The organism is Corallococcus sp. AS-1-6, assembly GCF_020037015.1.
In the GTDB taxonomy this organism is placed as follows: Bacteria; Myxococcota; Myxococcia; order Myxococcales; family Myxococcaceae; genus Corallococcus.
On sequence record NZ_JAIQDE010000030.1, the window covers coordinates 46,248 to 71,761 of the forward strand.

The following is a 25,514-nucleotide window of genomic DNA, read 5'->3' on the forward strand; positions in this document are numbered from 1 at the left end:
CCCCTCTAGTCGCGGAAGTTGGTGAACTGCATGTCCAGCTTGAGCTTGTCCTGCTCCTTGCGGAACAGCGCGATGGCCTCCTGCAGGTCGTCGCGGTTCTTGCCCGTGACGCGGAGCTGATCCGCCTGGATGGAGCCCTGCACCTTCAGCTTGGACTCCTTGAGCAGCTTGATCAGCTCCTTGGACTTCTCCACCGGGATGCCCTGCTGGAGCTTGATGGGCTGCTTCACGTTGCTCATGCCCGTCTTCTCGATGTCGCCGAACTCCAGCACCCGCAGGCTGATGCCGCGCTTGGCCAGCTTGCCGAGGAGGACCTCCTTGGCGGCCTGGAGCTTCTCCTCGCTGTTGGTCTTCACCGTGAGCGCGGAGTGGTCCGGGGCGATTTCGATTTCGGCCTTCACGCCCTGGAAGTCGTAGCGGGTGCTGAGCTCCTTCCGGGTCTGATTGACCGCGTTGTCGAGCTCAGCCAGGTCGATTTTGGAGATGACGTCGAAGGAGGGCATGGGGGGGACCTTTTCGCGCCCTTAACATACCTACACCCGGACGACCAAGGGGACCACCAGGGTGCGCCGGGAGGTGTGCTGCTTGAAGGCCCGCTTCACCGCCTTCGTGAGCTCCTCCCGCACCAGGGCGTCGTCCCCCCGGAGCAGGGGGTTGAGCTCCTCGAAGTAGGCCCGCGCCTCCTGGGCCACCCGGGCCAGCACGCCCTGCTCGTCCGGGCCGAGGCCCTGGCCGGAGAGCTGGGGCCCCGCCACCAGGGCCTGGGTGTCGCGCCGGAGCACCACCGCCGCGGCCACCACCCCCGTCTCCGCCAGCCGGTTGCGCTCCACCAGCGTCTCCGGCGTCACCACCCCGTCCCCGGAGCGCTCCATCATGAGGCGCCCTGAAGGCACGCTGCCAGTGAAGCGGCCCCGCCCCTCCTCGAACGTCACCACGTCCCCGTCGTGGGCCAGCAGCAGGCCCTCCGCCGCCATGCCGGCCTCGCGCGCGGTGGTCAGGTGTCGGTGCAGGTGCCGGACTTCCCCATGCACGGGGATGAAGTTCCGGGGGCGGATCAACTCCAGGACGCGGCGCTGCTGGGGGCGGCTGGCGTGTCCGGAGACGTGCACGCCGGGCTCCACCTGCGCGTAGACGATGCGGGCGCCGCGCCAGTGGAGCTGGTCGAGCAGCGCGCCCACGGAGCGCTCGTTGCCGGGGATGGGCCGGGCGCTGACGATGACGGTGTCGCCGGGCTCCAGGCGCACGGGCCCGTCGCCGTTCGCCAACTGGGTGAGGCCCGCGCGCGGCTCGCCCTGCGCGCCGGTGGTGATGACGGCCACGCGGTGGGGCGCGAGCTTGGGCACGTTGTCCAGGTGCACGAAGAGCGAGTCGGGCACGTCCAGGTAGCCCATCTCCCGCGCCAGCTCCACGTTGCGCACCATGCTGCGGCCCTGGAGCGCGACGAGCCGGCCGGTGCGCTCGCACAGGGCCAGCAGGTGCCGGATGCGGTGGAGGTTGGAGGAGAACTGGGCCACGACGACGCGGCCCTTCGTCTCGTGGAAGAGGCGCTCGAAGGTGGTCTGCACCACGCGCTCGCTGCCGGTCTCGTCCACGTGCTCGGAGTTGGTGGAGTCCGACAGCAGGCACAGCACGCCTTCGTCGCCCGCCTCGCCCCAGCGCTCCAGGTCCGTCTTGAGCCCGTCGATGGGGTCCGGGTCCAGCTTGAAGTCGCCGGTGTGGATGACGGTGCCTTCGGGAGAGCGCACGATGAAGCCCACCGCGTCCGGCACGGTGTGCGTCACGCGCGTGGCCTCCACGTTGAAGACGCTGCCCACGGGGAAGGGCGTGCGCGGCTCGATTTCGCGCAGGTCCGCCTTCACGCCCAGCTCCTCCAGGCGCTGACGCGCGAGCGCGAGCGTGAAGCGCGTGCCGTAGATGGGGACGGGCACGTCGCCCAGCAGATAGGGGAGCGCGCCGATGTGGTCCTCGTGCCCGTGCGTGAGGAGCACGCCCTTCAACTGGGCCGCGTTGCGCTGCAGGTGCGTGAAGTCCGGGACGATGATGTCCACGCCGGGCATTCCCGACGAAGGGAACATCAGGCCGGCGTCGATGAGCAGCATCTCCCCACGACAGGCGAGGACCATGGCGTTCAGGCCGATTTCGCCAAGGCCGCCCAGAGGGATGACGTGGAGCATGTGCCCGGAAGTCTAAGGGCCCGGCCCCTCCCGTGCGTGGGAATCCGCACACCCCCTGCCACCGCGAGCCAGCGCCCGCCTGCTTGACGGATTCAAACTAAAGGCTTAGTTGTATTGGAACTAAGGATTTAGTTCGTAGCCGGGGAGGCCCTGCCCGTGATGAAGCCGCCGTCATCCACCGAGGAGTCCAAGCCGCTCACGCCCGTGGAGCTGGAGCTGATGCAGCTCGTGTGGAGGCTGGGGGAGGTGAGCGTGGCGGACGTGCTCGCGGCGCTGCCGCCGGAGCGCAAGCTGGCCTACACGTCGGTGTCCACGGTGCTGCGCATCCTGGAGCAGAAGGGCGTGGTGCGGAGCCGCAAGGAGGGGCGGGGGCACCTGTACTCGGCGCGGCTGTCCCGCGAGGCCTACGAGGCCCAGAGCGTGCGCCACCTGGTGGCGACGGTGTTCGACGGGACGCCGTCATCGCTGGTGGCCCGGCTGGTGGAGGCGGTGCCGCTGTCCCCGGAGGAGGTGGAGCAGATCCGCAAGCTGCTGGGCCGCAAGGGAGGCCGGGGATGAGCGTCGTCGCTCGGGAGGTGCTGGCCGCGTATCTCACGGCGGCGGTGCTGGTGGCGGTGGGCTTCGGGCTCGTGCGCGCGGCGCTGGCATGGGGGATGGAGCGGAGGCTGGACGCGCGGCAGACGCTGCGCGTGGGCCGGGTGACGCTGGGGCTGGCGGTGCTCCTGCCGTTCGTGGCGCTCGCGGCGCGGGAGTGGATGCCGTCGGCGCCGCTCTTCAAGTTCGAGCGTTCCCTGGCGGGCTTCGCCGCGCCGCTGACGCCTGTCGAAGCGCGTCCCGTGCTCGGCGCCGCGCCGCGGCCGCGGTCCTCGGGCCTGGGCCTTCCGGGGGCGATGGTCGGAGTGGGGCTGGTGGGCGTGGGGGCGCTGGCGTTCCTGGCGTGGGAGCTGCGGCGGTACGCGCGCTTGCGGTGGAAGCTCGCGACGCTGCCCGTGCTTCGCCGCGTGGGCCGGGTGCGCGTGGTGCTGGGGGACGGTGCGTTCTCCGTGTGGTTCCCCGGTGGCGGCGCGTGGGTGGTGGTTCCCGCCGAGGTGCTGGAGGACGCGGAGGCGCTCCGGCTCACGGTGCGGCACGAGCTGCAACACCACCGGCAGCGGGACACGGTGTTTGCCTATGCGCGGCTGGGGTTCGACAGCGCCTTCTTCTGGAATCCGTTCACCCGGGCGTTCTCGCGGTGGTTGGCGGAGCGTCAGGAGTTCGCCTGTGACGAGGCGCTCGTCGCCGTGAGGCACGTGTCCGCGGAGGCGTATGCGCGGTGCCTGTTGCAGGCGTCGCTGCGTGTCCCGGCGGCCCTCTCTCTTCCCGCCGGTGTCACCGGCATGTCCCACCCCACTGTCAGGAGGATCCACATGCTGTTCCAGCCTCGTCCCCGTAGCTCCGTGCGCACCCTGGGTCTGTCGTTGTCGCTGGCGTTGGTGCTCGCGCCGCTGGCGTTGTGGGCTCAGGGCGCGGCGCGGGGGCGCGCGGTGTCGCTGACGGAGGCCCGCGCGCTGGCGGAGGCGGGGCGGAAGGCGGGGGACCTGCCGGTGGTGGTGGACGCCGCCGTGGTCGAACAGCTCAACACGTTCGTCACCACGCCCAAGGGCCGCGACTTCATGCGCAAGGCGCTGGCGAACCTCCAGGCGCACCGGGAGGCGATGACGGGCACGCTGCGCTCGCGCTCCCTGCCGGAGGGGCTGCTCGCGGTGGCGATGGTGGAGTCCGCGGTGAGCAACCTGCCGGAGACGTCCCGCGAGCCGTCGATGGCGCCGGGGCCGAGGGGCGCGGGCGTGTGGATGTTCATCCCGGAGACGGCGCGTCGCTACGGCCTGAAGGTGGAGGCGGGGCGGGACGAGCGGCTGGACGTGGCGCGGGAGACGGAGGCCGCCGCGGCGCTCTTCCAGGCGCTGTATGAACGCTACGGCGACTGGCGGCTGGCGCTCGCGGCCTACAACCAGGGGGAGGGCGTGGTGGACCGCGTCCTCGCGGAGACCGGCGTGCGCGACGTGAGCGAGCTGGTGCGCACCGGCAAGCTCAACGGCTACACCGCCACCGTGCAGGCCGGAGTGCTGCTGCTGCGCAACCCGCACCTGCTCGACTGAGCGTTTGTCCACCGCCTGGGGGAATGTCCCCGCCGCGCCGGGGTTCGGATGCGCGCCACCCCGCTTTCGCGCGAGGATGGCGGCGCTCAGCGCCAGGGGTGGGAAACGCCATGAAGATCGTCGCGCTCGTTCGTCCCGCGGGTGAGGTTCCAGAAGCCGCCCAGGTGCTCGCCGCCGCCGCGGGCATGGCCCCGGCGGAGGCCCGCATGCGGCTGGCCCCCGAGCCCCCCGCCCTGATTGCACGCCTGGCTCCCGATGCGGCGGATGCCCTGGTGAAGGCCCTCCGGGACGCGGGGCTCGCGGCGCTCGCCATCGACGAGTCGGAGGTCGCGGAGCGCGTCACGGCACGCACCGTCACGTTCGGCACGGCGCAGGCGACGTTCACGCCTCGCGCGGGCGCGCCGCTCACCATGGCCTGGGAGGACGTGACGGTCATCCTCCGGGGCGCGTCGTCCCTGCGCACGCAGAGCGAGCACACGGAGAAGAAGACGCAGGTGGCGCTGGGCACGGCCCTCATCACGGGCGGCCTGAAGATGACGAAGACGGCGGAGAAGAGCGTGCGCGGCTCGCAGGAGGAGACGTCGCAGGTCGTCTTCGTCTTCGACCGCGACGGCCGGGGCGCCGTGCTTCCCGAAATCGGGTTCGACTTCTCGTGCCTGGGCCCCGCGATGCAGCCGTCGCGCACCGCGAACATGGTGGCCCTGGCGCGCCTGGTGCGTGAGCGCGCCCCGGCCGCGTTCTACGACGAGCGGCTCCTGCGGCTGGGCCGCCGGCCCCTGCCCTTCGTGCTGGGGGGAGCCGTGCAGGTGGTCAGCGGCGCCACGTCCCACTCCCGCATCAACACCGCGCAGGGCCTGGACGTGCTCGCGGAGGCCATGCGCCTGGGCGTGGCCCGGGGCGACCTGCCCTGAGCGTGCATGCGCGGCTCCGGCCGCTCCAGTGCGCGGCACGGGCGGTCCGGGCGGCGGTCCTCGTCGGGGCGGAGGCCCCGGCCGCTCAGGGCAGCGGCGTGGAGCCCTCCGGGGGCGGGCGGGAGATCCACGCGGCGATGAACACGTCCAGCTCACCGCGCATCACGTCCTTCACGCGGGGCGTCCCCGCGCCCGTGCGTGGATCCTCCACCCGCGCTCCTCGGCCCAGGAAGTAGCGGCGGGCCTCGTCGGTGCTGGCGCCCTGTCCGGCGACGACTCGCGCGGCGATGCCCTTGAGCTCGTCCAGCTCTCCCGCGCCAATGAGCGTGAGCACGCGGCCCGTGGCCTCGTCCTTCGCGGTGACCTCGTTGCGCACGCGCTGGAGGTACTCGCCCTCGCGGCTCTTCACCGGCCGGCCCTCCAGCACCAGCAGCTCCCGCTCCACCTCCTCCAGCGGTCCGCCCCGGTGCACGCGCACGTACGCGCGCTGGCGCTTCTCGTCCTCCAGGCGGCGGTGCAGCCCCGCCTCGCCCGCGAGGAACCCATACGCGCCCGGTCCGGCGATGCGCACCACCACGCGCGCGGGGGCGTCCGCCTCCGCGACGGCGGTGGCCTCGTAGCCCCGGCGCTGCGCCCAGCCCAGGTACATGGTGGCCAGCTCCTGCACCCACATGGCCTGCTGCTCCGACGTGTCGCTGGCGCAGATGTCCACCAGCGCCTCGTTGTCCAGCGGCGTGGCCCCGGCGGCCCGCAGCGCTTCCGCCATCTGGACCTCGCGCGCGACCTCCTCCACCTGCTTCGCCGCGGAGCCCAACTGCATCTCGTTCTTCGCCTCGCGCACCAGCCGGCGCCCGAAGTGGCACGCGGCCTCCAGGCGGTCCAGCTCTCCCAACTGCGCCTCCACCGTGCGGAAGGCGCGGAGGACCTCCGCCGCGCGCCGCGGGTCGTCCCAGAGGTTGGGCGCCTGCGTCTCCGCGAGCAGCGCGGCCCGGCGCGTCTCCAGCTCCGGCCGTCCCGTGGACTCGGCGAGCGCGCGGGCGCGGCCCACCAGCCGGTCCATTTCGATCAGCAGCGACTTGCGGTCCAACCGGCGCTTCACCGCCGCGGCCTTCGGCGTGGGCAGGAGCAACTGCGCCGTCACCTCGCGGGGCGGCGGCACGGGCTCCGCGACCGCGACCACGCGGCCTCCGGGACGGGCCTCCACGCGCACGGGCGTGCCGGGCGGCAGGGGCCTGCGGGCGATCTCCACCGCGAGCGCCGCGGTGAGCGTCTTCTCGATTTCACGCTGCAGGTAGCGCGCGCCGAACTGCGGCGAGTAGCCGCGCTCCACCAGCCGGTCCACGACCTCCGGTGTCACCTCCACGTCCAGGGCGCGGGCGCGGATGCCCTCGCGCTCCAGCACGCGGCCCACCTCGCGCTGGGCAATCTTGCGGATGTCCACGCGCGACAGCGGGCGGAAGTGGCAGATGGCGTCGAAGCGGTTGAGGAACTCCGGGCGGAAGGCCTCCGCGATGCGGCGGTCCACCTCCGACACCTGCTCCTCGGCGCGCTTGTGCGCGGCGAAGCCCAGGCCCGCCTCGCGGTACACCTCCGAGCCCACGTTGGACGTGGCCACGATGAGCGTGTTGTTGCACGACACCGCCTCGCCCGCGCCGTTGACGAAGGTGCCCTCGTCGAAGAGCTGGAGGAAGCGGTCGTGCACGCTGCGCGCGGCCTTCTCGAACTCGTCCAGCAGCAGCACGGTGAACACCTTGCCGTCGAGCAGCGCGGACAGCTCACCGCGCCGCGTCTCCAGCGCGGGCGCCCACGATGCGCCGAAGGGGACGCTCTCGTCGCCGTCGTTGGGGTAGTCCGCCATGTTCAGGCGCACCAGTCTGTCGGCGGAGCCGAAGAGATACTCCGCCAGCAGCTTCGCCAGTTGGGTCTTGCCCACGCCCGTGGGGCCGGCGAAGAGGAACACGCCCAGCGGACGGCGCGGGTCGTTGAGCCCCGCCTTGAGCAGCGCCACCGAGCGCAGCACCGCGGCCACTGCGTCCGTCTGGCCGAGCAGCCGCTCCCCGAAGAAGCGCTCCGTCTCCTCCAGGTCCAGCGGCATCGCGTCGTCCACGACGAAGCGGGGCAGGCGCGTGGCGGCGCAGAAGCGGGTGAGCACGTCCTCCGGGCCCACGTGGTCGCGCGCCACGCCCGCGGCCTCCGCCGCCGTCTCCTTGAGCAGCTCGATCGCCTTGCGCGGCATGTGCTGCGCCAGGAGGAACTTCGCGGACAGCCGCAGCGCCAGGTCGCACGCGGCCGGGTCGATGGGCAGCCGCAGCTCGCGCTCCAGCTCCTCCGCCACGCGGCCGACGATCCAGCGCGCCTTCTCCAGCGACGGCTCGTTCAAAGGCAGCAGGTGCAGCCGCTCCGCCAGGGCCTCGTCGGCGCGCAGCAGCTCCTGCACGCGCTTGGGCTCGGTCTCGAAGATGAAGCGCAGCCCGCCGGTGCGCAGCGCGCGCACGGCCACGGGGGCCAGGGGGCCGCCGAGGGCCACCGGCAGGTCGCGGATGTAGACGATGGGGCAGGGGTGGCGGCCCAGGTGGGTGAGCAGCTCCTCGAAGGACTCGGCGGCCTGGCGCTGGGTGCTGCGCGCCAGGATGTTCGCGACGGACACCTCCACGAGCCGCGCCTGGGCCAGGTCGCCGTCCACGCGCCCCTCGGCGATGCGGCGGGCCACCTCCTGCACGAGCGCGCTCTTGCCCACGCCGGGTTCGCCCGCCAGCAGCGGGTGCTTGCCTCCGCGCGCCAGCAGCCCCAGCACCTCCGTCACGGCGGTGTCCACGCCGTGGGCGGCCGGCAGCTTGCCCTCGCGCGCCATCGCGGTGAGGTCGCGGTCGATGAGCCGCTCCTGGTCTTCGTTCTTCCTCGTCGCCATGGTGTGGTCCGGAACGCCCCCTCGACGTGCGGCACTCTAACCGGTGCGGCGCGGAAGCGAAGTCCCGGCCCATTCCGTGGGCCGGGGACCCTACGCTTCCAGCTCCGTGTGCCAGTAGGCCACGTCCCTCAGGAACTTGCGCCAGGACAGGGGCAGGCCCTTCTCCATGAGGAACGACACGACCAGCGCGTCCGGCAGCCGCTTCGGCTTCGCGGGCACGGTGCGCAGCGTCATGCGCGCCTGCGCCGGGGTGCGGTTGCCCTTCTTCTGGTTGCAGGGCACGCAGGCGATGACGATGTTGTCCCAGCTCGTGCGGCCGCCCTGCGCGCGCGGCAGCACGTGGTCGTACGTGGCCTCCGGGCGGGTCACCTTGCGGCCGCAGTACTGGCAGCGGCACTGGTCGCGCTGGTAGACGTTCTCCCGGCTGAAGCGCACGCCGCGCGGGCCCTTCCACAGGGCGCGCACGAAGCGGATGACGGACGGCATGCGCAGCTCCACCGTCACCGAGCGGATGACGCGGTCCTCGTACTCCTCGACGACCTCCACCTTGCCCTGGACGAGCAGCATGACGGCGCGTTGCCACGGGATGCGTGCGACAGGTTCGTAGGACTGGCTCAGCACCAGCGTTTCCATGACACGGGGGCCTTTCGGGCGGGACAGGCCGCCAGGGAGTCGAACCCTGCTCGTCCGGATTTGGAGTTCGGACTGCACCCGGTGCGCGGCCTATGGGTGGAGATGGGAAGCGGAAGGTGAGCGGGAGCCCGGACGTGAAGAAGGCCGGGTCCCCTGTGTCGGGGGCCCGGCCTCCAGGGGCATGCCGCGTCAGGGACGGGGCGTGACGCCTTCAGGAGCCGGGCGAGGCGAGGCGAAAGGACGCGAAGTCCCGCCAGCGGCACGTGGAAGGAGCGGTCACCGGGCTGGGACGCGAGGCCGCGTCGATGCCGTGACCGGAAGGATTCAGGTGCTTGAGGTTCATCGGGGCCTGCTTCGTCGCCTGGCGCATCGGGACCGCTCCTTTCGCTCCCAGCGACGGCGGCGAAAATGCAGTCCTGACAGGCAGCCGGGCGACGCAGGGCCTTCCGTGCGCCGCCAGCGCACGGGCTCCGCTCAGGGCTTGGGGGCCGAAGCCGTCGCGGGCTTCAGGTAGCGGTCGAGGAACGCCAGGATGCGCCGGTCCACCTCCGCCTCGTTCTTCTTCTTCCTGAAGCCGTGGCCCTCGTCGGGGAGCAGCAGGTACTCCACGGGCACGCCGTGCTTCTTCACCGCCGCCACGATGTCGTCCGACTCCGCCTGGAGGACGCGCGGGTCGTTGGCGCCCTGCACGACGAACAGCGGCTTCTGGATGCGCTCCGTGTGGAAGAGGGGGGAGATCTCCCTGAGCATCGCCTCCTGCTTCTCCGGGTCACCTATCTCCTGGATCATGGCCTGACGGAAGGCGCCCCACTCGGGCGGCATGCTCTTGAGCGTGCGCAGCCAGTTGGACACGCCGAAGACGTCCACGCCCACGTCGAAGGCGTCCGGGTGGAAGGCGAGCGCCGCCAGCACCATGTAGCCACCGTAGCTGGCGCCGAGGATGCCCACGCGCGAGCCATCCACGTACGGCAGGCTCGCCAGGTACTTGCGCGCCTCCACGCAGTCTCGCAGCGGATCCTTGCCGTGCTTCTGGTCGTCCGCCCTCCGGAACGACTTGCCGTAGCCGCCGCTGCCCCGGTTGTTGATGCCCAGCACCACGTAGCCGTGGTTCACCAGGTACTGGATGTAGTTGTTGTAGCCCCGGGTCGTCTCTCCGCCCGGGCCGCCATGCACGTAGACGATGGCGGGCGCCTTGTTCTGGGCCGTGGCCTGGTGCGGCTTGAAGAGCAGGTTGGGGATCTCCATCCCGTCGAAGGACTTGAAGCGCACCACCCGCGCGTCCACCAGGTCCTCCGGGTCCAATTCGCGGCTCATCGTGTCCGTCACGCGCGTGGTCTTCTTCGTGGCCAGGTCCTGGACGTAGAGGTTCGCGGAGGAGCGGTCCGTCTCCAGCAGGACCGCCAACTGCTTCTCGTCACGGGAGAAGACGGCTTCGGAGATCATCCCGGCGGGGAGCTGCGTCAGCGGGACCTGGGTGCCGGCCTTCACGTCGTGCAGGCGCACCTCGAAGCCGGCGTCCACGTTGATGACGGAGACGCGGAACGCCCCCGCGCGCGAGAAGGAGGTGTCGACGATGTCCCAGTCCGCCCTCTCCACGTCCTCCCACTTGCCGGCCTCCTTCGCCGGGCGCACCACGCGGGCGAACTCCGAGCCGTCGTCCGTGATGACGTACAGCTCGCCGGTGACGGGGTGGATGTCCCCCACCCGGTAGCTGGCCGAGCCCGTGTGGGGCGTGAGGTTCTTCAGCGTCTTCGTCGCGACGTCGTAGCGCCACACGTTGCCGTCCGACGTGGTGACCGCCTCCTCCAGGGCCACCCAGCTCTCGTCCGGGGCCACGGCCGCGACGCCGAACCCTTTGTCGTTCCGGGCCAGCAGCGTGCGCGCGTACGTCTTCGCGTCATGGCGGTACACGTCCATGGCGCCCGGGTCGCGCTCGTTGGTGGTGATGTAGAACGCGCTGTCGTCGTGGCTGAAGCCCAGGAAGTGGGCCACGCCCTTCTTCATGGGCGTGAGGTCCTTCTCCTTGCCGTCCGGCGTGCGCACGTAGACGTGGGTCTGCTCATCGCCGCCCTTGTCGCGCTCGAAGAGGAAGCGGCCGTCACGCGGGAAGGCCCCCACCACGCGGAGGCTGTCCGTCTTCGAGCGCGTCAGCGCGGTGGGCTTGCCCCCGCCCACCGGCACGCTGTGGACGTTGAAGATGCCGGACGCGTTCGACGAGAAGAGCAGTTGCCTGCCATCCGAGGTGAAGACCGGGGCCATCACCTCCGTGGACCCCAGGAACTGCTCCACCGTGTACTGCTTCGACGGCCGGGCCGCCGGCGTGGCCGCCTTCTCGGGCGGGGCGGCCCCCAGCAGGGGCAGGAGCAACGTCGGGGCAAGGACACGGGCCAGGGACTTCCACGCGGGCATGCGGCCTCCGGGAACGGTGGACAGGGGCACTCTGGGCCACGCCCCGCCGGGTTCAACAGGAGGCGGCGACAAACCTGACATAAGGCTGTCACGGGCCGGGGCGACATTGAGTGCGTTCCCACAACGCGGCACCGGAGATACCGCCATGAACCCGAACGACCTTCAGAAGACCCCTGCCCTGCGCGGCCTGCACACCTACGCGGGCGGCTGCCTGTGTGGCGCCGTGCGTTACGAGGCCACCGTGGACCTGGCGAGCGTGAGCCGCTGCAACTGCACCATCTGCATGAAGTACGGCTACGGCGGCGGCGCGGGGATGAAGCCGGACGCCTTCCGGCTCCTGAAGGGCCAGGACGCCCTCAAGAAGTACGGGCGCGACGGCAGCCCCAACACCCGCAGCTTCTGCTCGAACTGCGGCGTCGTGTGCTTCGGCGACGGCGACGTCCCGGAGCTGGGCGGGAAGTTCGTCTCCATCTACGTCAACACGCTGGATGACGTGGACCCGTCGCTGCTCACCTTCGGGTACTGGGACGGCCGGCACGACAACTGGGCGGCCGGGATGCGCTCCACGCCGTGGCCCTTCCAGGCCGCCGCCTGAGGCCTACACACTCCCCGCCGCGGCCCGGCCCGCGGCGCGGCCGGAGAAGATGCAGCCGCCCAGGAACGTGCCTTCCAGGGCGCGGTAGCCGTGGACGCCACCGCCTCCGAAGCCGGCCACCTCGCCTGCCGCATAGAGCCCTGGGATGGTCTGCCCCCTGGCGTTGAAGACGCGGCCCTGGAGGTCCGTCTCGAAGCCGCCCAGCGTCTTGCGCGTGAGGATGTTCAGCTTCACGCCGATGAGCGGCCCCGCCTTGGGGTCCAGGATGCGGTGCGGCTTCGCGGTGCGCACCAGCTTGTCACCCCGGTAGTTGCGCGCCTGCCGGATGGCCGCGAGCTGCAGGTCCTTGCTGAAGGGGTTGTCCATCTGCAGGTCGCGGGCCTTCACCTCGCGCTCCACCGTGGCGAAGTCCAGCAGCGGGGTTTCCGTCTTCGCGTTCATCCCGGCGACCAGGTCGCGCAGGTTGTTGGAGATGACGAAGTCCTCGCCCTTCTCCTTGAAGGCCTCCACCGGGCCCATGGCCTTCTTGCCCACGGCGCGGTTGAGCACGCCCAGCCAGTCCTTGCCCGTGAGGTCCGGGTTCTGCTCCGAGCCGGAGAGCGCGAACTCCTTCTTGATGATCCACTGGTTGAGGATGAACCAGGTGTGCTCGTGGCCCGTCTTGAGGATGTGCTCCAGCGTGCCCAGCGTGTCGAAGCCGGGGAACAGCGGCGGCGGCAGGCGCTTGCCGGTGGCGTCCAGCCACAGCGAGCTGGGGCCCGGCAGGATGCGGATGCCGTGCCGGGGCCAGATGGGGTTCCAGTTCCGCAGGCCCTCCGTGTAGTGCCACATGCGGTCGCGGTTGATGAGGCGTCCGCCCGCGGCCTCCGTGATGGCGATCATCCGGCCGTCCACGTGGTCGGGCACGCCTTGAATCATGAACTTCGGCGCGGGGCCCATGCGCTGGGGCCACGCCTTGCGAACCAGCTCGTGGTTGCCGCCGATGCCGCCGGACGTGACGATGACCGCGCTCGCGCGCAGCTCGAAGTCACCTGTCGTCACGCGCGAGCTGCTGGCGCCGCGCGGGACGTCCGTGGGCTCCAGCGTCATGCCGCGCACGCCCACCACGGCGCCGTTCTGGGTGAGCAGCTCGTCCACGCGGTGGCGGAAGTGGAAGGTGAGGGTGCCCTTGGCCTCCGCGGCCCTGGCGCGGCGGACGAAGGGCTCCAGCACGCCGGGGCCGGTGCCCCAGGTGACGTGAAAGCGGGGGACGGAGTTGCCGTGGCCCACGGCGCCGTAGCCGCCGCGCTCCGCCCAGCCCACCACGGGGAACCAGCTCATGCCCTGTTGGACCAACCAGGGGCGCATCTCGCCCGCGGCGAAGTCGACGAAGGCCTCCGCCCACTTGCGCGGCCAGTGGTCCTCCTCGCGGTCGAATGCCGCGGTGCCCATCCAGTCCTCCAGCGCGAGCGCGTGGGAGTCCTTGATGCCCATGCGCCGCTGCTCGGGCGAGTCCACGAGGAACAGGCCGCCGAACGACCAGAACGCCTGGCCGCCCAGGTTCTGGGGGCCCTCCTGGTCCACCACGGCGACGCGCTTGCCCGCATCCGCGAGCTCGGTCGCGGCGACGAGTCCCGCGAGCCCTCCGCCCACGACGATGACGTCCACTTCCTGTCCCATGCGTGCCTCCCGGTAGCACCTGGCGCGCGGATGATAGCGTTTCGCGCGGATGACAGACGTTCCTTCACCAGCGCATCCGCACGCTCCGGAGGCTAGACTCCCCGCGCATGGATCCAGGTGTGAAGGGAAACACGGGACCGCTGGGCCATGATGCCGCCGCCTACGCGCAGCGTCAGGACGGGCTGTCCCCGGAGCCGCTGCGGGACGCGGCCTGGAGCGTGGCGGGGCAGCGGGCCTTCGGCGTGGTGCTCGACGTGGGGTCGGGCAGTGGCGGGTGGATCCGCCGGCTGCAGCGGAACCCGGCCGTCGAGCGCATCCTGAGCACGGACATCCACGACGCGGGCGCAAGCCGCCTGCCGGGCGTGGAGTTCCAGCTCCGGGACGTGTCCCGGGACGCGCTGCCGTGGGGCGACGCGTCGGTGGACTGGGTGTTCGCCATTGAAGTGCTGGAGCACCTGGCCAACCCGCGCCACTTCGTGAAGGAGGCCTTCCGCGTGCTCAAGCCCGGAGGCCACCTCTTCTTCACCACGCCCAACAACGACAGCCTGACGGCGCGCCTGTCCTTCCTGGTCCGGGGCTACTTCCCCGCGTTCTGCGAGCAGGACTACCGGGACTCCGGACACATCACGCCCATCACGGAGCTGGACGCGCGGCGCATGGCCGTGGAGGCGGGGTTCCAGTCCATTGACTTCGACTATCCACTGCCCGGGCGGATTCCCCGCAGCAGCGTGTACTGGCAGCGGTTCCTGCCGGGGCTGCGCGGCCGGTGGTGGAGCGACGGGCTGTTCGCGCTGCTGACGCGCCCGCGCTGAAAAGACAGGGGACGGGACTGGCCGCCTGTTCAGGCTCCGTGATACCCCTCCGCCGCGAACCAGAGAGGAGCGCGGATGCAACAGCGTTGCGTGTGGGTGGGGACGGATCCGCTGTACCAGACCTACCACGACGAGGAGTGGGGTGTGCCCGTGCGCGACAGCCGCGCGCTCTGGGAGATGCTGATGCTGGAGGGCTTCCAGGCGGGGCTCGCGTGGATCGTCATCCTTCGCAAGCGCGAGGCCTTCCGGAAGGCGTTCAAGGGCTTCGACCCGAAGGTGGTGGCGCGCTTCACGGAGAAGGACGTCACGCGCCTGATGGCGGATGAGGGCATCGTCCGGGCGCGCGCGAAGATTGAAGCCACCATCGGCAACGCGCGCGCCTACTTGAAGATGCAGGAGGCGGGCGAGGACTTCTCCTCGTTCGTCTGGGGCATGGCGGGCGGGAAGCCCCTCCGCAACGCATGGAAGGGCCGGGGCGACGTGCCGGCGAAGACGGAGCTGTCGGAGGCGTACTCCAAGGCCTTCAAGCAGCGGGGCTTCAAGTTCGTGGGGCCGGTCATCGTCTACGCGTGGATGCAGGCCACGGGCATCGTGGATGACCACACGGTGGACTGCTTCCGGCACGGCGTGCGGCACCGGTGAAGTGAAATGATGAACCACCTGGAAGGAATGCGATGCGGATCAGCGTGACGAGCGTGATGGTGGATGACCAGTCCAAGGCCCTGAAGTTCTACACGGAGGTCCTGGGCTTCGTGCTGAAGGTGGACGTCCCGCTGGGCCCCAAGGACCGGTGGCTGACCGTCGTCGCGCCGGACGCGCCGGAGGGCACGCAGCTGCTGCTGGAGCCCATGGGCTTCGCGCCCGCGCGCGTGTTCCAGAAGGCGCTGTTCGACGCGGGCATCCCGTTGACGTCGTTCGGCGTCGACAACTGTGAAGCGGAATATGAACGCATGGTGAAACTGGGCGTGGTGTTCCGCAGCAAGCCCACGGTCATGGGCCCCGTCACCGCCGCTGTCTTCGAGGACACTTGCGGCAACCTCATCCAGATGGCGCAGGTCTGAGCCTTGTGTTGAGGCCCCGGGCTCCCGGGGTGTTGCGCTAGCGTGGGGCCATGTCTTCGGAGCGCGGTAGGGGCCGTGTCCGCACGGTGGAGGAATGGTTGGGGCGGCTCTCGTCGCGTGACGCGGGAGCACGCGAGGAGGCGCAGTCGGCGCTGGAGGAGTTGCTGGTGTCCGGGCCGCCGGAGTCGCGGGAGCGGACCGCGCGGGCGCTCCTGGAGGAGCTGGGGCGACCGGGGACGACCGTCGCGGAGCCCCTGCTGTTCCTGTTGCAGCGGAGCTGGTGGCCTCCGCAGGCGGGCCTCACCGGGCTCGCCGTCCAGAGCGTGCTGGCGGTGCTGCCGCGGCTGGAGGCGGACGCCCCGGCCCTGGAGAACGCGGCGAGCGTGCTCGCCGGGGTGTGCCGGGTGGACCCCTTCCAGCTCGCCGCGCTGGACGGGCTGTTCCAGCGCCCGGAGGCGTCGGTGCGCGGCGCCATGGCGCGCGTGGTGGGGCGGCTGGGGACCGCCGCGGCGTCGGAGCTGCGCCAGTTGCTGGCGCTCCTGGAGGACGAGGAGCCCGTGGCCCTCTCCGCGCTGGAGTCCCTGGCCGCGCTCGCCCCGCTGGCGCCGGACCTCACCGCGCCCCGGCTGCTGGAGCAGGTGCGCAAGTCGGACGGAGCGCGCCTCTACCTGGCGCTGGTGTCGCTGCGGGGCCTGCTGGAGGAGCTGAACGGAGAGGCGCGGCCCGCGCCCGCGCTGCCGGACCTGGAGCCCGCGCTGCTGCGTGCGTTGACCGCGCCGGAGGCACCCATCCGGCAGGAGGCGGCGGCGCTGCTGGGGGTGCGCGGCCCGCTGTCGCCGGAGGCCGTCTCGGCCCTGCGCGAGCACCTCCGCGACGAGAGCCCGCACGTCGCGGCCCGCTCCGCCGTGGCGCTGGTGCGCTCCGGTGCTCCGGCGGCGGAGGCCCTCTTCCTGCTGAAGGGCCAGTTGGGCCCGGCCGCGTCCCGCGAGCTCCAGGAGGCCGCGGTGGCCGCGCTGGAGGAAGCGGACCCGGCCCGGTTGGGCCGGGCCCGGGGGATGCTGGAGACGGCGGCTCGCGACGCGGCGGGGCTGACGCGCGAGGCCCTCTTCGAGCTGCTGGGGCAGTTGCCCTGAGGCGTCAGCAGCCCAGGTTGCTGCCGGGGCTCACGCCGAGCATGGAGCAGAACTGGAGGTACTTGTCGATGCGGCTCTGCACCTGGCCGGGGTTGCGGCCGTAGCACTCCACCGACCCGTTGATGGTGCGGATGGTCTCACCGAAGCCCGCGCCGTTGACGATGGCGTTGTGGGCCGTCATGGAGCCCGCGCCGTTCTGCGTGGTCCAGAACCAGAAGCCCGTGCGCCACGCGGCGTTGGCGTCCTGGGCCAGCAGGTCCGGGTTCGCCTGGAGCGGCAGGCCCAGCGCGTTGCCCGCGGCGCAGTAGTTGCCATTCCACGACAACTGCATGGGGCCGCGGCCGTAGTACCGCTTGCCCGCGGCGCAGAAGCAGCCCGGAGGTCCCCACGACGTGTCGCAGTAGTCGCCCTTGTTGATCTCCTCGATGTACACGAGCCCGCCCGTCTCGTGCGACACGTTGGCCAGGAAGGCGGCCACCTCGCGCTTGCGCGTGTCGGTGTCACCCGTCGTCGCCACGCTCGGGAAGGTGTTCGCGGCGGCGATGAGCGCGTCGTACGTGTAGAAGCCGTTGCGGCTGGGGAACATGGTGTTGAACGTCTCGCGGGTGAGGATGCCCCCGAAGCCCGTGCCGCCGCTCCCGCCACCGGAGACCTTGTCGAACGTCCAGCGCTGGTTGTCGCGGTCCGCGTAGTACGGGTATTGGACGATGAGGGTGCCGTTGTCGAAGGAGCCCCACGACAGGTCCATGGCCATGCCGGTGTGGCGCGGGTGGAAGCTGAACTGCGTGCCGCCCCGGTTGATGAACTGGAACTGCTGGTTGGCGCCGTCGACGTAGGTCCACTGGTGGAGGACCGCGTTCTCCGCGGTGCTGACCCCCTGGATGTCCAGGGCCTTGCCGCTGTTGACGTTGATGATCTTGAAGAACCCGCCCGACGTGGGCGAGATGTGGAACTTCTGCGCGTTGGTGCCGTTGCAGTCCCACTGCTGCACCTTCGCGCCGTCCGCCGTGCTGGACGACGCCACGTCGATGCACTTGTTCGTGCGCACCGAGCGGATGACGTAGTCGCCCTCCGTGATGGTCGACACCACGGCGGCGCTCTCCACCTGACCCACGGTTTCTTGCGCGGTGTCTCCGGTCTCCGGCCCCGAGCAGCCCGCCAGCGCGCCCACGACTCCCAGCAACGACAGACCGCGGATGATTCCCTTGTGGCTCATGACGTCTCCCATGGGTACCGCCAGCAGGTGGAGGAACTCCTGGGAGGTGCACGTGTCCATCCCAGGTAGACTTTGTTTTCCGAAAGAACAAAGTCTGCCTGGCTTCATGCCATCAGACGAGATATCCAGTCAATCCGGTTATTCCTCGCGTCAGGAACCGCGCTCGACCTCCATGCGGTAGCCCACGCCGCGCACGGTCTGGATGGAGAAGCGGGACGCGCTGGTCCACTTGAGCTTGCGCTTCAGGCTGGAGACGAAGTTGTCCACGGTGTGCGGATCCACCACCACGTCCGTGCCCCACACGGCGTCCAGGATTTCGTCGCGTTTGAGCGCCCGCTCGCGCTCCTTCAGGAAGAAGGCCAGCAGGTCGAACTCCTTGCGCGTCAGCTCCACCTCCGCGCCCTCGGGTGTCTCCACGCGCCGCCGGTCCAGGTCCACGCTGTAGCCCGCGAAGCGCAGGACCTTCGCCGGGGCCACGCCACCGCCGCGCCGCAGGTGGGCGCCCACGCGCGCGAGCAGCTCGCGCAGCCGGTAGGGCTTGCCCAGGTAGTCCTGCGCGCCGGACTCGAAGCCGCGCACCACGTCCTCCTCCAACGTGCGCGCGGTGAGCATCAGCACCGGCATCTCCAGGCCTTCCTCTCGCAGCGCACGGCAGAGCGAGTAGCCGTCACCGTCCGGCAACATCACGTCCAGGAGGATGAGCTGGAAGTCGCGGCGGGAGAGTTGCTCGCGCGCCTCCTTCACCGTGGCGGCCTCCTCCACGGCGTAGCCGCCCTGGTGCTCCAGGTTGTCGCGCAGCGCGAGCCGCAGGTTCGGGTCGTCCTCCACGACGAGGACGGTGGGGGCGGCGGTGGTCATGCGTTGCTCCGGGCCTCGGGCCGGTACTCGGGAAGGGTCAGTTCGAAGGTGGTGCCTTCGGGGCTGGAGGCCGCCACGCGCAGCGTGCCTCCGTGCAGCCGGGCAATCTTCCGGCACAGCGCGAGCCCCAGCCCGCTGCCGGGCACCTCGCGGCCGTCGCGGCCGGACAGCCGGTAGAACTCGCCGAAGACGCGCTCCCACTCGGCCTGCGGGATGCCGGTGCCGTTGTCCGTGAAGTGCACGCGCCCGCCGGACAGCGTCTGGACGTGCAGCCGCACGGGGCTGCGGGTGTTGTACGCGCATGCGTTGCGCGCCAGGTTCGCCAGGAGCAGCCGCAAGAGCTGCGCGTCCGCGTTCAGCTCGCGCGCGTCCACGTCCGCCGTCAGCTCCACCGGCACCGGCGCGCCGGACTCCAGGTCGCGGCGCAGGTTGGAGACCAGCTCGTCCAGCCGCACCGGCGCGAGCTTCGGCACCCAGCGCCCCTTGTCGATGCGGTTGAAGGACAGCAGGTTCTCCACCAGGAAGCCCAGCCCGTCCGCCTCGCGGATGATGCGCGCGGGGTAGTCCTTCGCGTCCGCGCCCTCCGCCACCCGCCACTCCAGCGTCTCCGCGAGCAGCCGGATGGACGCCAGCGGCGTGCGTAGTTCGTGCGACACCGTGGCCACGAAGTCACTCTTCAATTCCAGGAAGCGGTACTTGCGCTGCTGCGCCACGAAGGCCAGCGCCGCGATGACGAGCGCCAGCGCCGCGCACAGGGCCAGCATCAGCGTCTTGAGCCGGTAGCGGCGCTCCAGCGCCTCTTCGCCCTGGGCCCACTCGGATGACTCCACCGCCACCGGCAGCGACGTCAGCGTCAGCACCGGCGCATCCCCCGGCAGCGTCACGTGTCCGTCCGCCTTCAGCAGGCCGCGCTCCCGCATCTCGCGGGTGAGCCCCGTCAGGAGCCCTGACAGGTCCAGCGCCAGCCCGCGCACGTCGCTCCCCGACAGCGGCTCCAGATACCAGCCGGACCGGATGAGCACCGGCTCCCGCACGGCTTCTGGAAGGGGCAGCGGCGTCGAGGTCAGCTCGCGCGCCCGCGCCTCGAAGTCCGCCACCGGCACGCCCACGCGCGTGGAGAGCGCCACCACCTTCTCGCGCAGGAAGTCGAAGTCCTCCGGCGTGAAGCGCGAGCGCTTGAGCAACAGCAGCCGCTGCAGTCCCTCCAGCCGCCCTCCACCCTGGCCGTCCAGGAGCCCGTCGCGCACCAGGGCCCGCATCAGGTCCGGCACCACGTCGCCTCTCGCCGCCACGTCCTCCAGCACCACCAGCATCGAGGGCAGGTCCCGCGTGGACGCGAGCACGAAGCGGGCCCGGTGCTGGAGCAGCGCCATCAGCGACAGTTGCGTGGCGCCCCGGTCCTTCGCCTTCAGCGACTGCTCCACCAGCGCCATCCGCTCCAGCCGCTCCTTCCACGGCCCCTCGTCCTCGTCCGCGACCTCCGTGCCCGCGCGCAGCCTGGCGTAGCGCTCCTTCGCGGGCGCGTCCCCGGCCGTGTCGAACCGCGCCAGCCGGGGCAGGACCTGCTCCCCCTGTTCCCGCAGGTACAGCCCCGGCGTGGCCACCAAAGGATCCTCCTTCGCCGCCGCCAGCGTGCCGCGCGCACCCTCCAGGCCTTCGCGCAGCGCCTGGCTCAACGACGCGCGGGCGTACTGCTCCAGGGCCTCGCGCCGGACGCGGAGCGAGGCCCGTGCATCCTCGCGCTCGGCGGCGAAGATGCGGTGGAGATAGCCCAGGCCGACCCCGAGCCCGGCGAGGCCGAGCACGAGGGCGAAGAGGGTGGGCAGCAGCCTGCGCGGCATCGGGGACGGTCCCTACTTGATGGTGGGGACGCGGTCGGCGTCCATGGTGCGCACCGGCGCGAAGGATTCGAAGCGGTCCTCACGGCGGTCCAGCTTCTTCGCCAGCCGGATGAGCTCACCCAGCTCCACCACGTCCGCGCGGGCCTTCAGCGGCGTGCCCAGCTCCTCCCACAGCGACACCAGCGCGTCGTAGGTGAGCGGGCGCGCCCAGTAGGAGCCGCGCAGCTTCTCCGCGAACGCGGCGGCGACATAGGACAGGCGGGTGGGGGACGCGGCCTTCTCATAGGCGGGACGCAGGAGCGTCACGGGCATGGCCTTCTCGATGAGCTTCGAGCTGCCGCCCTCCGGGGCCTTGTAGCGGATGCGCAGCGTGCCGAAGTTCGTCTGGGCCGGGTCGCGCAGCTTCACTTCATAGAGGGCGGTGACGGCGTGGCCCGCGCCCACTTCCCCCGCGTCCACGCGGTCGTCGTTGAACTGCTGTTTGGTGAGCAGCCGGTTCTCGTAGCCGATGAGGCGGTAGCGGGACACCGTCTTGCGGTCGAACTCCACCTGGAGCTTCACGTCCTTGGCCACCACCTGGAGCGTGCCGGTGAGGTTCTGCACGAAGATGCGGCGGGCCTCCTCCAGCCTGTCCACGTAGGAGTAGTTGCCTTCACCCACCTGGGCCAGCCGCTCCATCAGCACGTCGTTGTAGTTGCCCATGCCGAAGCCCACGGTGGACAGGGTGATGCCCGCCGCCGCCTGCTCCTTCACGCGCTCCCAGATGCCGTCCGCCTCCGTGATGCCGTTGTTCGCCACGCCGTCCGAGCAGAGGATGACGCGGTTGATGCCGCCCTTCACCAGGTGGCTCGCGGCGAGCGCGTAGCCCAGCTCCATGCCCGCCTGCGCGTTGGTGGACCCCTCCGACTGGACGCTGTCGATGGCGCCCAGGATGGTGGCCCTCTGCGTGGCGTTGGTGGGGGCGAGCACCTGATGGGCGGTGCTGCCGTAGACGACGATGGACACCCAATCCCGCTCATCCAGCGCGTCCACCAGCAGGCGCAGCGAGCGCTTCACCAGGCCCAGCCGGTTCTCCATGGCCATGGAGCCGGACACGTCGATGACGAAGACGAGGTGGCTCGGCTTGCGCTCCACGCTGCTCACGTCGCGCGCCTTCACGCCGATGTGCACCACCTGGTAGCCCTTGCGCGCGGGGGAGGGGAAGCCCTCCACGTTCACGCTGAACGGGGCGTCCGGGGCGTTGGCGTAGCCGTAGTCGAACGTGTTGATGAACTCCTCCACGCGCACGGCCTGCTCGTCCGGCAGCGCGCCGCGCTCCAGGTAGGCGCGCGTCAGCGTGTACGACGCCGTGTCCGTGTCCACGGAGAAGGTGGAGAAGCGCTCCTCCTCGGTGTCCACGGTGGGGTTCACGCCGTAGCCCTTGAAGTACATGTCGAAGAAGCGCTGGCCCGGCGGGGCCACGGTGCGCTCCGGCGCGGGCTGGGGCGCGCGGTACACCGTCTGCGGCGTGCCGTCCGGGACGATGACGTGCATGTACGGCAGGGCCCAGGACGGGGCGCGCACGCGGTCGTTGGTGCTGTTCGGGTCGCCGTCGGGCGACGGGTTGTCCACCACGTAGCCGCCCTCGGACCGGGGACCCGCAGGAGGCTCCACCAGGGACTCGAACCCGCGCTTCGCGCCGCCCTTGCCCACCGGGCGCGCCACCGCGATGCGCTTGATGAACTCCGGGTCGACGTTGACGCCCTGGTTCGTCGAGCCCACGTCGATGGTGGGCGGCGCGCCGATGACGTTCACCGACCTCGAGAAGTGCTCGGCCAGCAGCTCCACGTTCACGCGGATGGTGCGGTTGGGCAGTAGCTGGATTTCAGGGCGGGCGTAAGGCTTGAACCCCTCGTTCTCGAACCGCAGGGTGTACGTCCCCGCGGGGAGCTGGGGGATGCGGTAGTTTCCCTGGGCGTCCGTGACGACCACCTGTTCGCCCTGCAGGCTCGGCGAGGTCGCCGTGACGACCACGTCCCCCACGGGCTTCCGGGTCTCGACGTCAATCACCGTGCCGATGATGACGCTCTTGGCGGCGGTGCCCGGCTGGGACTGGGCTCCCACGGGCGCGGCGGACATCATCAGGAACAGCGGCAGGGTGCTTCTCAGGAGGGACTTCAGCATGGACCACCTCTCGCGCATCAGGGTGGAGCCATCATCCAGATGCGCCCCGCATCGAACCGCATGGGGGGCTCGTCTCCTCATCATGGTTTCATCATGACGGGAAATCGTGCCGGGGGCGGGGTGTCTGATTAGAAAGGCCGTCCATGACGGCACTGGACACCCTCTTTCCCACCGAAGAGCAGATTCCCCCCGGCGTGCGGCTGCCCGCGTACCTGGAGCAGCGCGAGTACTTGGTAGGCGGCGAGCTGCGCACCTGGGCCGGCGAGCTCAACCCCGTGGCGAGCCCCGTGTTCGTCCGGACCCCGGAGGGGCTGAAGCAGAAGGTGATTGGCGCGACCCCGCTGCTCACCTCGCGCGAGTCCCTGGACGCGCTGGCGGCGGCGGTGAAGGCCTACGACTCCGGCCGGGGCGTCTGGCCCTCCCTCAAGGTCGCCGAGCGCATCGAGCACGTGGAGCGCTTCCTCACCGCCATGCGCGCCCAGCGCACCGCCGTGGTGAACCTGCTCATGTGGGAGATTGGCAAGACGCAGCCGGACTCGGAGAAGGAGTTCGACCGCACGGTGGACCTCATCGTGGAGACCATCCGCGCGCTGAAGGAGCTGGACCGCACCTCGTCCCGCTTCGTCCAGGACCAGGGCATCATGGCGCAGATCCGCCGCGCGCCCATGGGCGTGGCCCTGTGCATGGGGCCGTACAACTACCCCCTCAACGAGACGTTCAGCACGCTCTTCCCCGCGCTGCTGATGGGCAACACCGTGGTGTTCAAGCCGGCGAAGTTCGGCGTGCTGCTGGTGCGCCCGCTGCTGGAGGCGTTCCGGGACTGCTTCCCGCCCGGCGTCATCAACATCATCTACGGCCGGGGCCGGGAGACCGTGGGCGCGCTGATGGAGAGCGGGCAGGTGGACCTGTTCGCCTTCATCGGCACCAACAAGGGCGCCAGTGAATTGAAGCGCATGCACCCGCGCCCGCACCGCCTCAAGTCCGTGCTGGGCCTGGACGCGAAGAACCCGGCCATCATCCTGGAGGACGCGGACCTGGATAACGCCGTGAAGGAGTGCATCACCGGCACGCTGTCCTTCAACGGCCAGCGGTGCACGGCGCTCAAGCTGCTGGTGGTGCACCGGAACATCGTGGACGCGTTCCTCGCGAAGTTCACCGCCGCCGTGGACAAGCTCAAGCCCGGCATGCCCTGGGACCCGGGCGTCGCCGTCACGCCGCTGCCGGAGCCGGGCAAGGGGACGTACCTCCAGGGGCTGGTGGACGACGCGGTGGGGAAGGGCGCTCGCGTGGTGAACGCGACGGGCGGGCAGGCGTCCCGGTCGTTCTATTCACCCACGGTGGTGTACCCGGTGACGCGGGACATGCGGCTGGCCACGGAGGAGCAGTTCGGCCCGGTGGTGCCGGTGATGGTCTTCGACGACGACGCGGAGGCCGTGCGGCTGGTGGTGGAGTCGCCGTTCGGTCAGCAGCTCAGCCTGTTCGGCAAGGACTCCGCGCGCATCGGGCGGTTCATCGACGCGTTCTCCAACCAGGTGGGCCGCATCAACCTCAACTGCCAGTGCCAGCGCGGGCCGGACACGTTCCCGTTCAACGGCCGCAAGGACTCCGCGGAGGGGACGCTGTCCGTGGCGGACGCGCTGCGGGTGTTCTCCATCCGCACGCTGGTGGCGACCAAGACGACGCCGGACAACACCGCGCTCGTCCAATCCATCCTGACCCGCAGAGAGTCGGATTTCCTCACCACGGACTTCCTCTTCTAGTCCCGCCTTGGCCCTGGGTGGTATGCCCTGGGCCATCCCATGGCGCCGCGCACCACGACCCTCGAGCTGCACAAGGAAGAGATGAAGTTCTCCGCGGGGCACTTCACCATCTTCTCCGCCACGCACCGCGAGAACCTGCATGGGCACAACTTCTCCGTCTACGTCGCGCTGACGGGGGAGGTGTCCGACGACGGCCTGCTTTCGGACTACGGTCCGCTCAAGCAGGCCATCATCCAGCGCTGCAAGGCCTGGAACGAGACGTTCTTCCTGCCGGCCCACTCCCAGCACCTGCGGCTGGAGCGGGACGAAAAGGGCAACCACGTGGCGCACTTCAACGGCGAGGAGCTGCGCTTCCTTGCCCGCGACGTCACGGTGCTGCCGGTGGCCAACGTGTCGCTGGAGGAGCTGGCGCGCGTCTTCGGCGAGGAGCTGGTGGGCGACGGCAGCGCCATGGCGCGCGACCACATCACGGGGCTGGTGGTGAAGTGCGCCTCCGGCCCGGGCCAGTGGGCCTCCTGGGAGTGGAAACGCGATGTCTGATCAGGTCCTCATCACCGGCGCCAGCCGGGGCATTGGCCGGGCGGCGGCGGCGCGGTTCCGCGAGGAGGGCTGGCGCGTCATCAACGTGTCGCGGAGCCCATGCACCGTGCCGGACGTGGTCAACGTGCCGGTGGACCTGGCCGTGCCGGGCTGGGAGCCCGCGGTGGAGCAGGCGCTGCGCGACGGCGCGGCGCGGGGGCCGGGCCGCCTGTGCGTGGTGCACAACGCCGCGCTCTACGAGCAGGACGACGCGCTGACCATGGACGCGGACCACCTGCGCCGCGTGCTGGAGGTCAACGTCGTGGCCCCGCTGGTGCTCAACCGCCTGGCGCGGCCGCTGCTCACGGACGGCTCGTCCCTGCTCTACGTGTCGTCCACGCTGGGGGAGAAGGCCGTGAAGGGCGTGGCGTCCTACGTGACGACCAAGCACGCGCTCATCGGGATGATGCGGGCCACCTGCCAGGACCTGGCGGGGACCCGGGTCCACACCGCCTGCGTCTGCCCGGGCTTCACGGACACGGAGATGCTCCGCGAGCACATGGGCGCGGACCCCGCCGTCCGGGCCAGCGTGGCGGGGATGACGACCTTCGGGCGGCTCATCACGCCGGAGGAGATCGCCGGCGTGCTCTACACCTGCGCCACCACCCCGGTCCTGAATGGCGCGGTCATCCACGCCAACCTGGGGCAGATCGAGCGCTGAAGC

At 70.7% G+C, this 25,514-nt stretch carries 22 protein-coding genes; 11 read left to right on the plus strand and 11 right to left on the minus strand.

Features of this window, described 5'->3' with window-relative positions:
* Positions 1 to 5: 5 nt before the first annotated feature.
* Positions 6 to 503 carry a YajQ family cyclic di-GMP-binding protein gene (locus K8612_RS31910; RefSeq protein ID WP_223741152.1) on the minus strand — a complete coding sequence of 166 codons (498 nt, stop codon included), beginning with the start codon at positions 501 to 503 and terminating at the stop codon, positions 6 to 8.
* Between the two features lie 30 nt (positions 504 to 533).
* Entirely contained in the window at positions 534 to 2,174 is a 1,641-nt protein-coding gene (locus K8612_RS31915; RefSeq protein WP_223741151.1) for a ribonuclease J, read from the minus strand.
* 159 nt (positions 2,175 to 2,333) lie between these two features.
* Between K8612_RS31915 and K8612_RS31920 the strand changes: the two genes are divergently transcribed.
* The 3 genes from K8612_RS31920 to K8612_RS31930 all read left to right on the plus strand — a co-directional run bounded on the left by K8612_RS31920 (position 2,334) and on the right by K8612_RS31930 (position 5,223).
* Positions 2,334 to 2,732 (plus strand): BlaI/MecI/CopY family transcriptional regulator, encoded by a 399-nt coding sequence (locus K8612_RS31920; RefSeq protein ID WP_223765008.1) that lies wholly within the window; start codon positions 2,334 to 2,336, stop codon positions 2,730 to 2,732.
* The gene (locus K8612_RS31925) at positions 2,729 to 4,312 is read left to right on the plus strand and encodes a M56 and MltD domain-containing protein (protein ID WP_223765009.1); all 1,584 of its coding nucleotides are present in this window, start codon (positions 2,729 to 2,731) and stop codon (positions 4,310 to 4,312) included. Before K8612_RS31920 ends, K8612_RS31925 begins: the two co-directional genes overlap by 4 nt.
* A 110-nt stretch (positions 4,313 to 4,422) precedes the next feature.
* Complete coding sequence (locus tag K8612_RS31930; protein WP_223741148.1) at positions 4,423 to 5,223, plus strand: hypothetical protein; 801 nt, start codon at positions 4,423 to 4,425, stop codon at positions 5,221 to 5,223.
* A gap of 85 nt (positions 5,224 to 5,308) precedes the next feature.
* Here the strand turns inward: K8612_RS31930 and K8612_RS31935 are convergent, their stop codons facing one another.
* The 4 genes from K8612_RS31935 to K8612_RS31950 form a co-directional block, all read right to left on the minus strand.
* Positions 5,309 to 8,131 carry an AAA family ATPase gene (locus K8612_RS31935; protein ID WP_223765010.1) on the minus strand — a complete coding sequence of 941 codons (2,823 nt, stop codon included), beginning with the start codon at positions 8,129 to 8,131 and terminating at the stop codon, positions 5,309 to 5,311.
* Between the two features lie 90 nt (positions 8,132 to 8,221).
* Entirely contained in the window at positions 8,222 to 8,764 is a 543-nt protein-coding gene (locus K8612_RS31940; RefSeq protein WP_014394236.1) for an HNH endonuclease, read from the minus strand.
* Between the two features lie 211 nt (positions 8,765 to 8,975).
* Entirely contained in the window at positions 8,976 to 9,134 is a 159-nt protein-coding gene (locus K8612_RS31945; RefSeq protein ID WP_158617724.1) for a hypothetical protein, read from the minus strand.
* 104 nt (positions 9,135 to 9,238) lie between these two features.
* The gene (locus K8612_RS31950) at positions 9,239 to 11,173 is read right to left on the minus strand and encodes a S9 family peptidase (RefSeq protein WP_223765011.1); all 1,935 of its coding nucleotides are present in this window, start codon (positions 11,171 to 11,173) and stop codon (positions 9,239 to 9,241) included.
* A gap of 145 nt (positions 11,174 to 11,318) precedes the next feature.
* On the opposite strand from K8612_RS31950, the gene K8612_RS31955 reads away from it, so the two are divergent.
* Positions 11,319 to 11,768: a GFA family protein gene (locus K8612_RS31955; RefSeq protein ID WP_223741144.1), complete on the plus strand. Its 450-nt coding sequence runs from the start codon at positions 11,319 to 11,321 to the stop codon at positions 11,766 to 11,768.
* A gap of 3 nt (positions 11,769 to 11,771) precedes the next feature.
* Here K8612_RS31955 and K8612_RS31960 read toward each other — a convergent pair whose 3' ends face one another.
* Complete coding sequence (locus K8612_RS31960) at positions 11,772 to 13,427, minus strand: FAD-binding dehydrogenase (protein WP_223765012.1); 1,656 nt, start codon at positions 13,425 to 13,427, stop codon at positions 11,772 to 11,774.
* A gap of 119 nt (positions 13,428 to 13,546) precedes the next feature.
* On the opposite strand from K8612_RS31960, the gene K8612_RS31965 reads away from it, so the two are divergent.
* The 4 genes from K8612_RS31965 (at position 13,547) to K8612_RS31980 (ending at position 16,433) form a co-directional block, all read left to right on the plus strand.
* Positions 13,547 to 14,239, plus strand: a complete 693-nt coding sequence (locus tag K8612_RS31965) for a class I SAM-dependent methyltransferase (RefSeq protein WP_223741142.1) — start codon at positions 13,547 to 13,549, stop codon at positions 14,237 to 14,239.
* 75 nt (positions 14,240 to 14,314) lie between these two features.
* Positions 14,315 to 14,881 carry a DNA-3-methyladenine glycosylase I gene (locus K8612_RS31970; RefSeq protein WP_223741141.1) on the plus strand — a complete coding sequence of 189 codons (567 nt, stop codon included), beginning with the start codon at positions 14,315 to 14,317 and terminating at the stop codon, positions 14,879 to 14,881.
* A gap of 32 nt (positions 14,882 to 14,913) precedes the next feature.
* Positions 14,914 to 15,300: a VOC family protein gene (locus K8612_RS31975; protein WP_223765013.1), complete on the plus strand. Its 387-nt coding sequence runs from the start codon at positions 14,914 to 14,916 to the stop codon at positions 15,298 to 15,300.
* A 50-nt stretch (positions 15,301 to 15,350) separates the two neighbouring features.
* The gene (locus tag K8612_RS31980; protein ID WP_223765014.1) at positions 15,351 to 16,433 is read left to right on the plus strand and encodes a HEAT repeat domain-containing protein; all 1,083 of its coding nucleotides are present in this window, start codon (positions 15,351 to 15,353) and stop codon (positions 16,431 to 16,433) included.
* 4 nt (positions 16,434 to 16,437) lie between these two features.
* On the opposite strand, the gene K8612_RS31985 is transcribed toward K8612_RS31980, so the two are convergent.
* The 4 genes from K8612_RS31985 to K8612_RS32000 form a co-directional block, all read right to left on the minus strand.
* Entirely contained in the window at positions 16,438 to 17,649 is a 1,212-nt protein-coding gene (locus tag K8612_RS31985; RefSeq protein WP_223765015.1) for a glycoside hydrolase family 19 protein, read from the minus strand.
* A gap of 150 nt (positions 17,650 to 17,799) precedes the next feature.
* Complete coding sequence (locus tag K8612_RS31990; protein ID WP_223765016.1) at positions 17,800 to 18,507, minus strand: response regulator transcription factor; 708 nt, start codon at positions 18,505 to 18,507, stop codon at positions 17,800 to 17,802.
* Positions 18,504 to 20,348, minus strand: coding sequence for a HAMP domain-containing sensor histidine kinase (locus K8612_RS31995; RefSeq protein WP_223765017.1), 1,845 nt, complete (start codon positions 20,346 to 20,348; stop codon positions 18,504 to 18,506). Before K8612_RS31995 ends, K8612_RS31990 begins: the two co-directional genes overlap by 4 nt.
* Before the next feature lie 12 nt (positions 20,349 to 20,360).
* Complete coding sequence (locus K8612_RS32000) at positions 20,361 to 22,469, minus strand: von Willebrand factor type A domain-containing protein (RefSeq protein WP_223765053.1); 2,109 nt, start codon at positions 22,467 to 22,469, stop codon at positions 20,361 to 20,363.
* Between the two features lie 185 nt (positions 22,470 to 22,654).
* Here K8612_RS32000 and K8612_RS32005 point away from each other — a divergent pair, with 185 nt between their 5' ends.
* Genes K8612_RS32005 through K8612_RS32015 form a run of 3 tightly spaced genes read left to right on the plus strand, consistent with a single transcriptional unit; the run spans position 22,655 to position 25,511 of the window.
* Positions 22,655 to 24,271, plus strand: coding sequence for an NADP-dependent glyceraldehyde-3-phosphate dehydrogenase (locus K8612_RS32005; RefSeq protein ID WP_223765018.1), 1,617 nt, complete (start codon positions 22,655 to 22,657; stop codon positions 24,269 to 24,271).
* 39 nt (positions 24,272 to 24,310) lie between these two features.
* On the plus strand, positions 24,311 to 24,811 hold the full coding sequence (locus tag K8612_RS32010) for a 6-carboxytetrahydropterin synthase (RefSeq protein ID WP_206799065.1): 501 nt from the start codon (positions 24,311 to 24,313) through the stop codon (positions 24,809 to 24,811).
* A complete protein-coding gene (locus K8612_RS32015) occupies positions 24,804 to 25,511 on the plus strand; it encodes an SDR family NAD(P)-dependent oxidoreductase (protein WP_223765019.1) in 708 nt (235 codons plus the stop codon). Before K8612_RS32010 ends, K8612_RS32015 begins: the two co-directional genes overlap by 8 nt.
* Positions 25,512 to 25,514: the final 3 nt, after the last annotated feature.

Excerpts from the sequence above, each read along its gene's own strand:
- K8612_RS32010 (WP_206799065.1), top strand. The coding sequence starts at position 24,311 with ATGGCGCCGCGCACCACGACCCTCGAGCTGCACAAGGAAGAGATGAAG.
- K8612_RS31910 (WP_223741152.1), bottom strand. The coding sequence starts at position 503 with ATGCCCTCCTTCGACGTCATCTCCAAAATCGACCTGGCTGAGCTCGAC.
- K8612_RS31990 (WP_223765016.1), bottom strand. The coding sequence starts at position 18,507 with ATGACCACCGCCGCCCCCACCGTCCTCGTCGTGGAGGACGACCCGAAC.
- K8612_RS31930 (WP_223741148.1), top strand. The coding sequence starts at position 4,423 with ATGAAGATCGTCGCGCTCGTTCGTCCCGCGGGTGAGGTTCCAGAAGCC.
- K8612_RS31945 (WP_158617724.1), bottom strand. The coding sequence starts at position 9,134 with ATGCGCCAGGCGACGAAGCAGGCCCCGATGAACCTCAAGCACCTGAAT.
- K8612_RS31960 (WP_223765012.1), bottom strand. The coding sequence starts at position 13,427 with ATGGGACAGGAAGTGGACGTCATCGTCGTGGGCGGAGGGCTCGCGGGA.
- K8612_RS32015 (WP_223765019.1), top strand. The coding sequence starts at position 24,804 with ATGTCTGATCAGGTCCTCATCACCGGCGCCAGCCGGGGCATTGGCCGG.
- K8612_RS31925 (WP_223765009.1), top strand. The coding sequence starts at position 2,729 with ATGAGCGTCGTCGCTCGGGAGGTGCTGGCCGCGTATCTCACGGCGGCG.
- K8612_RS31935 (WP_223765010.1), bottom strand. The coding sequence starts at position 8,131 with ATGGCGACGAGGAAGAACGAAGACCAGGAGCGGCTCATCGACCGCGAC.
- K8612_RS31940 (WP_014394236.1), bottom strand. The coding sequence starts at position 8,764 with ATGGAAACGCTGGTGCTGAGCCAGTCCTACGAACCTGTCGCACGCATC.
- K8612_RS31985 (WP_223765015.1), bottom strand. The coding sequence starts at position 17,649 with ATGAGCCACAAGGGAATCATCCGCGGTCTGTCGTTGCTGGGAGTCGTG.
- K8612_RS31995 (WP_223765017.1), bottom strand. The coding sequence starts at position 20,348 with ATGCCGCGCAGGCTGCTGCCCACCCTCTTCGCCCTCGTGCTCGGCCTC.
- K8612_RS31950 (WP_223765011.1), bottom strand. The coding sequence starts at position 11,173 with ATGCCCGCGTGGAAGTCCCTGGCCCGTGTCCTTGCCCCGACGTTGCTC.
- K8612_RS31920 (WP_223765008.1), top strand. The coding sequence starts at position 2,334 with ATGAAGCCGCCGTCATCCACCGAGGAGTCCAAGCCGCTCACGCCCGTG.
- K8612_RS32005 (WP_223765018.1), top strand. The coding sequence starts at position 22,655 with ATGACGGCACTGGACACCCTCTTTCCCACCGAAGAGCAGATTCCCCCC.
- K8612_RS31970 (WP_223741141.1), top strand. The coding sequence starts at position 14,315 with ATGCAACAGCGTTGCGTGTGGGTGGGGACGGATCCGCTGTACCAGACC.
- K8612_RS32000 (WP_223765053.1), bottom strand. The coding sequence starts at position 22,469 with ATGATGTCCGCCGCGCCCGTGGGAGCCCAGTCCCAGCCGGGCACCGCC.
- K8612_RS31915 (WP_223741151.1), bottom strand. The coding sequence starts at position 2,174 with ATGCTCCACGTCATCCCTCTGGGCGGCCTTGGCGAAATCGGCCTGAAC.
- K8612_RS31980 (WP_223765014.1), top strand. The coding sequence starts at position 15,351 with ATGTCTTCGGAGCGCGGTAGGGGCCGTGTCCGCACGGTGGAGGAATGG.
- K8612_RS31955 (WP_223741144.1), top strand. The coding sequence starts at position 11,319 with ATGAACCCGAACGACCTTCAGAAGACCCCTGCCCTGCGCGGCCTGCAC.
- K8612_RS31975 (WP_223765013.1), top strand. The coding sequence starts at position 14,914 with ATGCGGATCAGCGTGACGAGCGTGATGGTGGATGACCAGTCCAAGGCC.